Annotated in this window: 13 protein-coding genes; 6 read left to right on the top strand and 7 right to left on the bottom strand. The window is 58.7% G+C overall.

What is annotated here, in order from left to right; genetic code table 11:
• Positions 1–15 precede the first annotated feature (15 nt).
• From HX786_RS26405 to HX786_RS26385, 5 genes are all read right to left on the bottom strand, one after another.
• On the bottom strand, positions 16–1,410 hold the full coding sequence (locus HX786_RS26405) for an undecaprenyl-phosphate glucose phosphotransferase (RefSeq protein ID WP_023658758.1): 1,395 nt from the start codon (positions 1,408–1,410) through the stop codon (positions 16–18).
• A 220-nt stretch (positions 1,411–1,630) separates the two neighbouring features.
• Positions 1,631–2,320 (bottom strand): winged helix-turn-helix domain-containing protein, encoded by a 690-nt coding sequence (locus HX786_RS26400; protein WP_008435430.1) that lies wholly within the window; start codon positions 2,318–2,320, stop codon positions 1,631–1,633.
• A 32-nt stretch (positions 2,321–2,352) separates the two neighbouring features.
• Positions 2,353–3,108, bottom strand: a complete 756-nt coding sequence (locus tag HX786_RS31750) for a hypothetical protein (RefSeq protein WP_178912812.1) — start codon at positions 3,106–3,108, stop codon at positions 2,353–2,355.
• Positions 3,101–3,829, bottom strand: a complete 729-nt coding sequence (locus tag HX786_RS26390; RefSeq protein WP_003211381.1) for a winged helix-turn-helix domain-containing protein — start codon at positions 3,827–3,829, stop codon at positions 3,101–3,103. Before HX786_RS26390 ends, HX786_RS31750 begins: the two co-directional genes overlap by 8 nt.
• Before the next feature lie 291 nt (positions 3,830–4,120).
• Complete coding sequence (locus HX786_RS26385) at positions 4,121–4,972, bottom strand: helix-turn-helix domain-containing protein (RefSeq protein ID WP_003211383.1); 852 nt, start codon at positions 4,970–4,972, stop codon at positions 4,121–4,123.
• A 109-nt stretch (positions 4,973–5,081) separates the two neighbouring features.
• On the opposite strand from HX786_RS26385, the gene HX786_RS26380 reads away from it, so the two are divergent.
• Complete coding sequence (locus tag HX786_RS26380; RefSeq protein WP_003211385.1) at positions 5,082–5,492, top strand: hypothetical protein; 411 nt, start codon at positions 5,082–5,084, stop codon at positions 5,490–5,492.
• On the opposite strand, the gene HX786_RS26375 is transcribed toward HX786_RS26380, so the two are convergent.
• Positions 5,486–6,481 (bottom strand): LacI family DNA-binding transcriptional regulator, encoded by a 996-nt coding sequence (locus HX786_RS26375; protein WP_177035424.1) that lies wholly within the window; start codon positions 6,479–6,481, stop codon positions 5,486–5,488. The genes HX786_RS26380 and HX786_RS26375 overlap by 7 nt on opposite strands.
• Positions 6,482–6,648: 167 nt before the next feature.
• On the opposite strand from HX786_RS26375, the gene HX786_RS26370 reads away from it, so the two are divergent.
• The 5 genes from HX786_RS26370 to glsB all read left to right on the top strand — a co-directional run bounded on the left by HX786_RS26370 (position 6,649) and on the right by glsB (position 11,801).
• Positions 6,649–7,779, top strand: coding sequence for a Gfo/Idh/MocA family protein (locus HX786_RS26370; RefSeq protein WP_178912813.1), 1,131 nt, complete (start codon positions 6,649–6,651; stop codon positions 7,777–7,779).
• A 14-nt stretch (positions 7,780–7,793) separates the two neighbouring features.
• Complete coding sequence (locus tag HX786_RS26365; protein WP_008435420.1) at positions 7,794–8,846, top strand: sugar phosphate isomerase/epimerase; 1,053 nt, start codon at positions 7,794–7,796, stop codon at positions 8,844–8,846.
• A gap of 42 nt (positions 8,847–8,888) precedes the next feature.
• A complete protein-coding gene (locus HX786_RS26360) occupies positions 8,889–10,115 on the top strand; it encodes a nucleoside permease (protein ID WP_178912811.1) in 1,227 nt (408 codons plus the stop codon).
• Positions 10,116–10,219: 104 nt separating this feature from the next.
• Positions 10,220–10,705 carry a DUF2199 domain-containing protein gene (locus HX786_RS26355; RefSeq protein WP_177022014.1) on the top strand — a complete coding sequence of 162 codons (486 nt, stop codon included), beginning with the start codon at positions 10,220–10,222 and terminating at the stop codon, positions 10,703–10,705.
• A gap of 187 nt (positions 10,706–10,892) precedes the next feature.
• Entirely contained in the window at positions 10,893–11,801 is a 909-nt protein-coding gene (gene glsB, locus HX786_RS26350; protein ID WP_003211397.1) for a glutaminase B, read from the top strand.
• Positions 11,802–11,916: 115 nt separating this feature from the next.
• Here glsB and HX786_RS26345 read toward each other — a convergent pair whose 3' ends face one another.
• Positions 11,917–12,264, bottom strand: a complete 348-nt coding sequence (locus HX786_RS26345) for a DUF6124 family protein (RefSeq protein ID WP_178912810.1) — start codon at positions 12,262–12,264, stop codon at positions 11,917–11,919.
• Between the last annotated feature and the right edge of the window lie 69 nt (positions 12,265–12,333).

Raw genomic sequence — 12,333 nt, 5'->3', positions numbered from 1 at the left:
CGGGGAAGGGCGGGGTCAGTAGATGTCTTTGGACAGCAGGGTAAACGGCGTCTTGAACAGGATCTTGATGTCCAGCCACAGCGACCAGTTGTTGATATAGCGCAGGTCGATATCGACGCGTTGCTGCATCTTCTCCAGGGTCTCGGTTTCACCCCGGCAGCCATTGACCTGCGCCAGGCCGGTGATGCCGGGCTTGATGCGATGCCGCGCCATGTACGCGCGAATCTTGCCCGAGTAGTAGTCATTGTGGGCGACGGCATGCGGGCGTGGGCCGACCAGTGCCATATGCCCTTGCAGCACGTTGAACAGCTGGGGCAGCTCGTCGATGGAGGTGCGGCGGATAAAGCGCCCTACGGGGGTAATGCGTGAGTCGTTGCGGCTCGCCTGGCGCACTTCGTGGTCGTCATGCACGCGCATCGAGCGGAACTTCCAGACCTTGATCACCTCGCCGTTCCAGCCGTGACGATCCTGCTTGAAAATTACCGGGCCGGGAGAGGTAAGTTTGATCAGCAGGGCGAACAGCAGCAGCAACGGGCTGAGCAGGATGATCGCCAACAGGGCCAGGCTCTTGTCCAGCAGCGACTTGCTCAGTGCTGCGGTCGGCCGGCTGGTCAGCGGGCTTTCATTGAGGAAGATCGCGGGCAATCCATCCACCTCGGCCACGCTGTGGTTGAGCAGCAGCATGTTGTTGAGGTCGGGCACCCAGATCACGTCCACGCTGATCTCCAGCAGGTTGAGGTACAGCGCCTCGATGTGGGTCGCTTCCTGGAGAGAGTGAGTGATGTACAGGCGGCGGATACCGTGCTGGCGGATCAGCGCGGGAAGATCGGGCAAGTCACCGAGGATCTGAGGCTGGGTGCCGGCCTGGGGGGAGGTGGTGCGGGGACCTACGAGACCGACCAGAGGGGAGCGTTTTTGCCTGGCGAGAGTATTGGCCAAGTCGGTTGCAAGTTTTCCCGTACCAATAATCAGCGATTTCTGGCGCTCATGTAGTTGCCGGTGGTAGTACCTGGATAGACTGTGAATGGGAATGTAGCAAAGGGCTAGTATTGGATAGCTGACAGCAGCCCAGAGTAGCAGGATCTCGATGGGAAACAGCGAACTGGCATTACAGGCTATGCCGACCGCGAACAATATGCCCAGGGTCAATAACCAGCCGGTGAATAATCGTCCCAGCCCAACAAAAAAGTCATCTTTTTTGCTATAGACGTCACATAACATGTAGGCCGGTATAGAGGCCAGTATTGTAATGGCTGCCAATATCCGGTAGTGGGATTCCAATTGCCCGGTCTTGAAAAGTACCAGTGAAAACAAAAGTACAACGACCACACTCAGGGCAATTGCCCACTGTCCCCAAAAGGTCAGGCCTTTGGGTGTAAGGTTACGATGCATTCTTCTGTTGTTAAGCATACTTCTGCTCCCTGTGGTATCCACTCACGTGCTGGCAGGTTAAAGCGAGGCGTGGTTTTAATGACTATCAAATGGCAGGCGCACGCGTAGGCGTGCGTATTGATAGTAATAAATGGCAGGGAGCAATGGCTGACGACTTATAACGCGGTCATGTTGTTATAAAATGGCAGATAGAAAGGCGTTCTAATAGGCAGGGTGAATTGTAATTTTTATGAAATAATTATTGTTCTGTGACGTTTGCGCGACTGCTCAGCGGGCTTTTTATTTTTTGTGTCAGGCAGTAGCCACGGTTACGCACCGCGCGGAACAGGCGTTCGCCATCATTCACGCGCTTGAACTTGTCCTGCAATCGGCTAAGGCACATTTCAAGCCCGCGATAGAGGTCGGGCTCACGTCCGATGTTGCGGATAAGTTCTTCCTTGCTGACCACACGTTCTTCATGGTTCAACATTTTCTTGATCAATGCCGACTCAATAGTGGTCAAGGAAATGCGTAGCCCACCTTTCACCAGCGCACGATCTTGCTGGGTAAGTAGCCAGACATCGGGGCCGCGTAATGCAGAGGATGAGTTAACTGTTTCCGTGGTGGTGTTATTCAGGTCCGGGTGTGTGACGTCTGATTTTAGAGCCGTGATGTTAGGTTTTTTTGACGCGTCGTAAAGTTGTCGGGTCAGTCGATTACTGGCTTCGTAAAGTCTTTTGGCGGCGACATAGTTACTGAGCCACAGATTGAAATTCTGCTCTTTGGTAACGGCGTAGGAACTGGTCGAAGCGTCCGATGTTTTTTCCACGGTTTCGATCAGCGGCCCGCTGTCGACGTCGTAATGTAAAAATGCCACATTTGGCGTGAAATCGTGCAGTGCGATTGACGGGTACGTCGATGTAAATGTGTGTTTCTTGAGAGAACTCATGGCATTCACCGATTCCAGGAAAGTACGGGGGTTCATAAACTATCAGCAGGGGAGAAGTAGGGGCCCTGAAAATAGTCAAAAGGCAAGCGTCTGGCGAGAAGTGCGCTGTCGGCGTGCTCGACGTTGTCGGCGATGAAGGAGACCCGGGTGGTGCTCATCAGCCCCAGCATCTGGTCGTAAAGCCGGTCGAACAGGCCCGAGCGGGTGTTCAGACTGAGCCTGAGGGCCGAGTCTGGAAAAGGCATTTTTATATAGTCATAAAGACTCAAGTCGATCAGCAGGTCGGTGTCTTTTGTATTTAATGTGTAATTGTTATAGGCAAGCTTCAGGTTGCTCCGGTCTTTCAGGCTATACAGTTGACGGATCATGCTCCGGCGTTCCAGCGGGCCCGGAAGGGTGTCCAGTGTGTTTTCAACGCTGACAATGAGTTGTTGTCTGTTTTTTTCCAGCGTGTGTGAAGTATCGATAATTTCCTTGAGCAGGTCCTCATTCATCAACAGCGATTGCTCAACTCGGAAAAACTTGCGGAGGCCCGGGCTTTTATCCGCGCGCAAACGTTTACTTGTGCGGGCAAATGAACTCGGCCTGGCATGTTGCAGGGCTTCGCTGTAGGCGTCTTTAAGTTGTTCGGAATAAAACGGGCAGGCGTCATCACGCGGGCTGTCGAGCGCAGGCTCGGCGTGGACGCGGATCTCACTGCCCCACAGCGTGCAACTTCGTTCAAGTATCGCTTGCCGCGAAAAGGTGAAGCAGGCTGACGCCTCACGTAATAAGGTTCCGCTATTCACGGTTCGACCGCTCCCTGACGGGGTGGATATGATTAACCGAAGCCAGCCCTCTGCTTAGTTTGTAGCCGTAACCGCGAATGCTCTGAATTATATTGCTTCCGTAATGTGATTTTATTTTGCCACGTAACCGGCTAATCGATTTTTCGAGGGCTCTTGAATCATAAAATCGGGGATTCAGCCCCATTACCACGGCGATTTCATCATGGCTGAGCAATCGATTATGAATGAGCGCTTCCAGTACTTTCATTTCGACAAAGGACACTTCGAGCTTTTTGCCACCCCCGTAGATGCACATGCGGTCCTGATCGAGTAGCAAATCAGTATTACTTAGCCAGTATGTCTCGCTGAGGAACGCGGCAAACAGGGCAAGTTTTTTCTCGGGCGAGCTCTCGACGACCTTTATGCAGTAATCAGCGCCTGCGAGATAATATTTGGTTTTGCTTAGTGTAGTGGCGAAGGTGACAACCAGGAAAATGGTGCTGCCAGGATTTTCCGATCTGGTTTTTTTAATGATGTCCAGCGTTTGGGTGCTGGCAGAGGGGGTGTCGATCTCTATGATGATGGCACGGTAATGTCCATGGCTTGCATAGGGACCGATTAGTTGGCCGTAGGAGCGTGTATCGACTTTTAGATTTTTCGGTACAGTACGAACTATAAGCTCGCTGAAGTCCTCGGATTTCGATGGGGTCCGTGCAATAGCGAGGACGTTGGAAAAATGCATCACGTTGCTCCCTTTTCCGGCATGCGAGGCCGTCAATTCAATCGCTGCAGGCGTTTAGATGTTAATCGAATTGAATACGCCAAAACGTGACAAATTTTAACATTCGGCACTTTATTTGCGGGGGGTAAGGCGGATTTCAGGCGGGTGTTGAGAGCGGGTTTGTGGACCGGAGTACTCATATGCTAGTGCAAATTTTTTAGTGTGCGATAAGTATTTTAGGCGGGTTGATTTTTTTTGGCTGGAATGATTTAAGCCTTCTAGTCCCTTAGCTCTAAAAATGCTTATACGTGACTATTTATAATAATCCAGCAAGGCGATAGCGGGCGTCGTGTGCTGGGGGATGCTCGCGCGGTCGGCCAGGTAGCGCGCCGGCGGTTGGCCGATGGCCTTGCGGAACATGGTGATAAAGCCGCTGGCGTTTTCATAGCCGAGGTCCAGTGCCACCGTCTGCACACTTTCGCCTTTCGCCAGGCGCTGCAGTGACAGGATCACATGCAGTTGCCTGCGCCAGCGGCCGAAACTCAGGCCGATCTCCTCCAGCAACAAGCGCGTCATGCTGCGTTCGCTCATGCCGATGCGTACGGCCCATTCGCCCAGGGTGGCCTTGTCGCTGGGGTTGGCCAGCAAACTGTCGGCCAGGCGCCGCAGCCGAGTGTCCCGGGGCATGGGCAGGTGCAGGGCCTCCACCGGTGCCAGTGCCAGTTCGTCCAGCAGCGTGGCCACCAACCGGCCCTGGGCGCCCTCGGTGTCGTACAGCGGCGGGAAGCTGACGGCCTTGCTGATCAATTCGTGTAACAACGGCGATACCGCCAGGGTGCAGCATTGCCGGGGCAGGGCGCCGGCGGCGTCGGGGTCGACCAACAGACAGTAGATATCCGCTGCCCCCGACCCGCGCGCGGCATGGGAAAGGCCGCCCGGAATCCACAACGCGCACTGGGGGGGCACGATCCAGATACCTTCTTCGATGACGCAATGAATCACCCCGCGCAATGTGTACATCAACTGGCCCTTGCGGTGCTGGTGCGGTGCGTGCTCCCAACTCGCAGAGGTGCTTGAAGCGCTCACTGCAACCACCGCACGGGGAATTGCATCGGCGAGGGCCGGGCGCAAGGGGTCACGGGTTTCGAGGCGGTGGTTGTACATGGCGGCGCGGCGTCTTGGCTGGAATGCGAAACATTCTGGCCATTCTGTGCAATGGCGTCCAGTGATGGCATGGCTATCATGAGAAACATTCTCGTTAAAGGAGCTTCCCATGCAACTCGACAGTTCAACATTCCCCGTGGTGAAAATCGTGTTTGACGCCCCCAGCGACACCCCCCCGCAAGATACCTTTGGCGCATTCGAGGCCTTGTTGCAGCGCGAGGAACCCTTCGTCCTGCTGCACGAGAAAGCCGTGGATGAAAGCACTCACGAGCATTCACACGAGGAACGCAAACAGGCCTCGATCTGGATGAAGAAGCACAAGGTGGCCCTGCGTACTTTCGTCAAAGGCATGATCCAGGTGGAGCCCAGCGCAGCCAAGCGCCTGGCGCTCAAGCCGTTTGCCGTGATGTTCGGCAAGGCGTGGGGCTACCCGTTGCTGGTGGTGGAATCCACGGATCAGGCCTGGGCATTGGCGCGGGACGTGCTGGATACCCAGGTGTCGGATGTGGCGCACTATTGAGTGTGGGGCGCTGCCGTGCTGCCGCGTACTGTGAGTTCGAATGGCACCACTACCTGACGCTCCGGCAGCGGCGTTTTCTCGATCAGTGCGATGAGCATCTCGACCGCCTTGCGGCCAAAGATTTCGGCAGGCTGTGCAATGGTGGTCAGGGGCGGGTCGCAGTAGGCCGCGAAGGGGATGTCATCAAAGCCCACCAGGGAAATATCCTGGGGCACGCGCAGGCCCTGTTGCTTGATGCGCTTCAAGGCGCCAATGGCCATTTCGTCGTTCTCGCAGAACAGCGCAGTGGGCCGCTCGGGCAGGGCGAGCATGTTGCCTGCGCCCTCGAAACCGGCGTGCAGGGTGAAGTCGCCGTGGCAGATAAGCGCCGGGTCACGGGGGATGCCCGCCGCGAGCAAGGCATCTTCATAACCGGCCACGCGGTCACGGGTCAGTGGGCTGCTTTTCGGGCCTTTGATCAAGCCGATGCGGCGGTGGCCGAGGTCGATCAAGTGCTGGGTCATGGCCCGGGCGGCGCCACGGTTGTCGAGGCTGATGGTGGGGTGGCGACCGTCCTGGATCACCTCGCAGGCGTTCACCAGTGGCGGTGAGTCGCTGCAGTCGCTGAACGGGTCCGAGGCCCGCAACTGAATCACACCATCGGCCTGATGGGCGTGGACCAGTTCGGCGAACTGTTTTTCGATTTCTGCCTGGCCCCGGGTGTCGCACAACAGCAACCGATAACCCGATGCCTGCGCCGCTTGCTGTGCACCGCTGATGACCCGGGCGAAAAACGTGTTGGCAATCGCCGGCACCAGGATCACCAGGTTGCCGGTGCGCCGCGAACGGAATTGCACCGCCATGCGGTTCGGCCGGTAGCCGGTCTGTTCCACGGCGGCGTTGACCTTGTCGCGGGTCTCGGGCAACACGCGTTCAGGGCTGGCCAGGGTCCTGGACACGGTGGCCACCGAGACCCCGGCCAGGCGGGCGACTTCACGAATATTGGACAAGACCACCTCGTTATCAGAACAGCAGCCTGCAAGTTTACCGCAGTCGGGGTTTGACACCGCGAGCAACCAGGCCTAAATTTCCGGCACGATGTAACCGGTTACATCATGATCGGTAATTGCCCATAAAGAGAAGACTTGCGATGACGGTTGCTGTGCAAAAAATAAGAATGGGCTTTGTTGGCGGCGGCGAAGGCGCCTTCATCGGCCAGGCTCACCGCCAGGCGGCGGGGCTGGATGGGTGTTATGAACTGGTGTGCGGTGCCTTCAGCCGTGAGCCCGAGAACAACCGGAGCACCGGCAATGCGCTGGGCCTGCCCGCGTCCCGCTGTTACAGCGAATGGCAGCAGATGCTCGCCGCCGAACAGGCACTCCCGGCCGAGCAGCGCATGCAGCTGCTGGTGATCGTCACCCCCAATCACCTGCATGCACCGATTGCGACCCAGGCGCTGCAGGCGGGCTTCCACGTGTTCAGCGAGAAGCCGGCCGCGCTCAATCTTGCTGAAGTGCAGGCGCTGGCAGACGTTGTCAAAAACAGTTCCGGGCTTTATGGGCTGGCACACACCTACCTGGGTTACCCGATGGTGTGGCAGGCCCGCGACATGGTGCGCAATGGCGTGATCGGCGCGTTGCGCAAAGTGATCGTCGAGTACCCACAAGGCTGGCTCAGCCAGGACGTGGCCGGGCAGGGCAACAAACAGGCGGACTGGCGCAGCCGGCCCGAGCTGTCGGGACTGGGCGGCTGCATCGGCGACATCGGCACCCACGCCTTTTCCCTGGCCGAGTTCATCGCCGACCAACCGATCGAACAGCTTTGCGCGAACCTGGGCATCCATGTACCCGGCCGGCAACTGGATGACGATGCCGCCATGCTGTTCAAGATGGCCTCCGGCGCCAGCGGCGTGCTGATCGCCAGCCAAGTGTGTGCCGGTGAAGAGAACCCGCTGAAGATCCGCCTCTATGGCGACAAGGGCGGCCTGGAATGGCGCCAGGAAGAACCCGCCAGTCTGATCCATCGTTCCCTCGACCAACCGCTGCGCGTCCTGCGTTCCGGCGTCGGCCAGCCCTGGCTGTGCGACGCGGCATTGCAGCGCATGCGCCTGCCCGCCGGGCATCCCGAGGGTTACCTGGAAGCCATGGCCAACCTCTACCGCGACTTCGCCAAGGCCATTCGCCAGGGCACCGAGGCCGTTGGCGTACCCGGCATCGAAGTCGGCGTGCGCGGCATGGCCTTTATCGAAGCGGTGATCGCCAACCATCGCGGCGACGCGAAGTGGACCACCCTGGCGAACCACCCATGAAGGAGACTACAGACATGCGCGGCCCAGGCATTTTTCTCGCCCAGTTCATCTCGGACGAAGCGCCTTTCGACACCCTGGCCAACATCGCCCAATGGGCGGCGTCCCAGGGCTACAAGGCGATCCAGTTGCCCACACTCGGCACCCGCTACATTGACCTGGCCCGCGCTGCAGAAAGCCAGGCCTACTGCGATGAACTCAAGGCGACCTGCGCCCATGCCGGCGTCGAAATCAGCGAGCTATCGACCCACCTGCAGGGCCAACTTGTGGCCGTGCACCCGGCATTCGACACGCTGTTCGACGACTTCGCCCCGGCCCATCTGCGCGGCCAGCCCCAGGCACGGACCGAGTGGGCCATCGACCAATTGAAACTCGCCGCCCGCGCCAGCCAGCGCCTTGGCTTGACGGCCCACGCGACCTTCTCCGGCGCGCTGCTCTGGCCGTACATCTACCCCTGGCCACAACGCCCCAGCGGCCTGGTGGAGCAAGGCTTTGCCGAGTTGGCCAAGCGCTGGCTGCCGATTCTCGATTGCTTCGAGGCGGCCGGCGTCGACCTGTGCTACGAAATCCACCCCGGCGAAGACCTTCACGACGGCGCCTCTTTCGAGCGCTTCCTCGAAGCCGTCGACCACCATCCCCGGGCCAACATTCTCTACGACCCCAGCCACCTGCTGCTGCAGCAAATGGATTACCTGGGCTTCATCGACCGCTACCACGCGCGCATCCGCATGTTCCACGTCAAGGACGCCGAGTTTCGCCCCGACGCGCGCTCCGGCGTGTATGGCGGCTACCAAGGATGGGTCGACCGCCCTGGCCGTTTTCGCTCATTGGGCGATGGTCAGATCGACTTCAAATCGATCTTCAGCAAGCTCACCCAATACGACTTCAACGGTTGGGCCGTGCTGGAGTGGGAGTGCTGCCTGAAGGACGCGCAACAAGGCGCGGCAGAAGGGGCGGAGTTCATCCGCCAGCACATGATCCGCAAGACCAGCAAGGCATTCGATGACTTCGCCGGCGTGACATCCGACGAGCAATCCAACCGACGGCTGCTGGGCCTGCCCGACGCCTGAACAGCGCTTCTGCCCCAAAATAACAATAAAACGGTGACCACAATGAAAGCGCGACTGAGCGTCATGATGTTCCTGCAATTCTTCATCTGGGGCGGCTGGTTCGTCACCCTCGGCACCTTCCTCGCCAGCAACCTGGGGGCCAGCGGCGGGCAGATCGGCATGGCGTTTTCCACCCAGTCGTGGGGGGCGATCATCGCCCCGTTTATCATCGGCCTGATCGCCGACCGCTACTTCAACGCCGAGCGCATCCTGGCGGTGCTGCACCTGATCGGCGCGGTGCTGCTGTACCAGCTGTACCGCGCGCCGGACTTCGTCGGCTTTTATCCCTACGTGCTGGCATACATGGTCATCTACATGCCGACCCTGGCACTGGTGAACTCGGTGGCCTTCCGGCAAATGAGCGACCCGGCCCAGGAGTTTTCGCGCATCCGTGTGTGGGGCACCCTGGGCTGGATTGTTGCGGGGCTGGTGATCAGCTTTGTGTTCGCCTGGGATTCGCAGCAGTCGATCACCACGGGCGCGTTGCGCAACACCTTCCTGATGTCTGCCATCGCGTCAGTGATGCTGGGTTTCTACAGCTTCACCTTGCCGCGTACCGCGCCCTTGAAAGCCGAGGCGGGCAAGGGTGATATCAAGCAACTGCTGGGGCTGGATGCGCTGGGGTTGCTCATGGATCGCAGCTACCTGGTGTTCTTCATCGCCTCGATCCTGATCTGCATTCCCCTGGCGTTCTACTACCAGAACGCCAACCCGTTTCTCGCGGAAATCGGCGTGACCAACCCCACGGCAAAAATGGCCATTGGGCAAGTGTCCGAGGTGCTGTTCATGCTGCTATTGCCGCTGTTCATCCAGCGTTTTGGCATCAAGGTCGCCCTGTTGGTGGGCATGCTGGCGTGGGCGCTGCGCTATGCGCTGTTCGCCTACGGCAATAATGGCGAGCTGGCCTTCATGCTGTTTACCGGGATTGCGCTGCATGGCATCTGCTATGACTTCTTCTTTGTTTCGGGGCAGATCTACACCGACGCCAAGGCCCCAGAGCGCTTCAGGAGTTCGGCGCAGGGGCTGATTACCCTGGCTACGTACGGTGTGGGCATGTTGATTGGGTTCTGGGTGGCAGGGCAGGTGACCGACCACTATGTGGCGGCGGGTGGCAGCCATGACTGGCGCAGCATCTGGTTGTTTCCGGCGGGGTTTGCGCTGGTGATCTTTTTTTGTTTTTCGCTGGCGTTCAACGGGCGGGAGCGGGTGGCAGCAGAGCCGGCTGATTGATGCATGGCGCCCGCAAAGCGGCGTTGCGCAGCGTTGGTATCGCGCTAGAATGGCCCGGCGCAGCGAGTCGACTGTGCGGCCAGAATGTTTGAAGGAGACGCTAATTGCTGTGCAACCAGTGCGAAGAAGAACACCGGATTGACGAGATGGAGCTGGCGTTTCGACGTCCTGATGCCGTTATGGCGCTATCGCAAGACGACAGAGAGAGTGGGGTCCAGGAGAACAATGACCTGGCCATCATCGGCGGTAAGCAATTTTTCATTCGTGCGTTGCTGCCATTGCCGGTGCTGGGTCGCGAGGAGGTTTTTCACATCGGTATTTGGGTCAGGATCGAGCAGTTGGATTTTGAGCGGGTTTACGAACTCTGGGATGACCCGCAGCAATCAAGCGAACCACCGTTTTCGGTGACGATTGCCAATGACATCCCGGGTCTGCCTGCAACATGTGGGCTCCCCGCCATGCTGAACCTGACTGACCCGGCTAACCGGCCAAAGGTGACGCTGATCGCGAGTAACCATCCGCTGTCGCTTGAGCAATGCCGAGGCATTACGGCGCATCGTGCACACGAATATGTGGTGTGGACACGTTGACGCCACTGCCAGTAGAGACCATAAGAAACGCTGCGACCGAATGCCCGACTCTTCATGGATCGACCAACAGTTAAAGTCTGAATAAACGAAGACCTCGTTGTGCGCGCCTGCGCGTTTCTACCCCCTGGGTTTCAGGTATCCTCCGCGCCCGCCAATCACTATTTTCCAAACCATGCCAGAACACAACATGCAGGCCCTCCTGGAGTCGATCCTCGACGAAGTCCGCCCACTGATCGGCCTCGGCAAGGTCGCCGACTACATCCCCGCGCTCGCCGACGTGCCGGCCCAGCAACTGGGCATTGCCGTGTATGGCAATGACGGCTCGTCCTACTGCGCGGGCGATGCCCACACCTTGTTCTCCGTACAGAGCATCTCCAAGGTATTCAGCCTGGTGCAGGCCATCGACCATGGCGGCGAGAGCATCTGGGAACGCCTGGGCCACGAACCTTCGGGGCAGCCGTTCAACTCCATGGTGCAGCTGGAGTTCGAGCGTGGGCGGCCACGCAACCCGTTTATCAACGCCGGTGCGCTGGTGATCTGCGACATCAACCAATCGCGCTTTGCCGTGCCTATTTTGTCCATGCGTGATTTTGTGCGGCGGCTGTCGGGCAATCCGCAGATTCTGGTCAACAGTGTCGTGGCTGAATCCGAAGCCCAGCACGGTGCGCGCAATGCGGCGATGGCGTACCTGATGAAGTCCTTCGGCAACTTCCACAATGACGTGGATGCAGTGCTGCACAGCTACTTCAACTACTGCGCGTTGCAGATGAGCTGCCTGGACCTGGCCAAGGCATTTTGCTTCCTGGCGAATGAGGGGGTGTGCACCCACAGCGGCGAGCAGATTCTGACGGCGCGCCAGACCAAGCAAGTGAACTCGATCATGGCCACCAGCGGGCTGTATGACGAGGCGGGGAATTTTGCGTATCGCGTTGGCTTGCCGGGCAAGAGCGGGGTAGGCGGCGGGATTCTCGCGGTGGTGCCGGGGCAGTTTACGGTGTGCGTGTGGTCGCCGGAGTTGAATGCGGCGGGCAATTCCCTGGCGGGGATGAAGGCGTTGGAGTTGTTGAGCGAGCGGATCGGATGGTCGGTTTTTTGAAGAGACTTGATCGCTCCCACGCTCTGCGTGGGAGCGCTGCCCTGGACGCTCTGCGTCTGCCTTTGTGACGCGGAGCGTCACGGTCTGCATTCCCACGCGGAGCGTGGGAACGAGCTCAGCGCGGGCTGGTTTGCGCGCATCGATCCAGCGCTTTGTCGACCAGCATCTGCACACCTTCCAGCATCCGGCAAATGCCCAGCGCCACGTTGCGCTGGGTACCATCGACTTCGAAGGCCAGGTGAGCGGCGATGACATTGATCGACGCCAGGTCTTGCGAGGCATTGGTCAGCAAGGTTTCCGTGTCCAGGTCCGTACGCACGGTAAATAATCCATCGAACGGTAGCTCGGTGGGTTCAGGCGGTTGGGGTTGGGCGTCAGGTTTCAGATAGTGGTGAATGGCGCGGTAAGCGGCTTCTTGAAGCCGGTCGGTGTGCGGTGGGGGATTGGGGCTGTCTTTAATCATGGTGAAGCTCCGTCGATAAGTGGAGCCACCACCGTTCGCGGTCAAACGAGGAGGGTGGCGGCTTTACGC

Origin of the sequence: Pseudomonas sp. 21615526, from assembly GCF_013386245.1 — a bacterium.
Classification (GTDB): domain Bacteria; phylum Pseudomonadota; class Gammaproteobacteria; order Pseudomonadales; family Pseudomonadaceae; genus Aquipseudomonas.
Note: the sequence above shows the minus strand (reverse complement) of the source record. Positions and strands in the feature narration are given on the sequence as shown.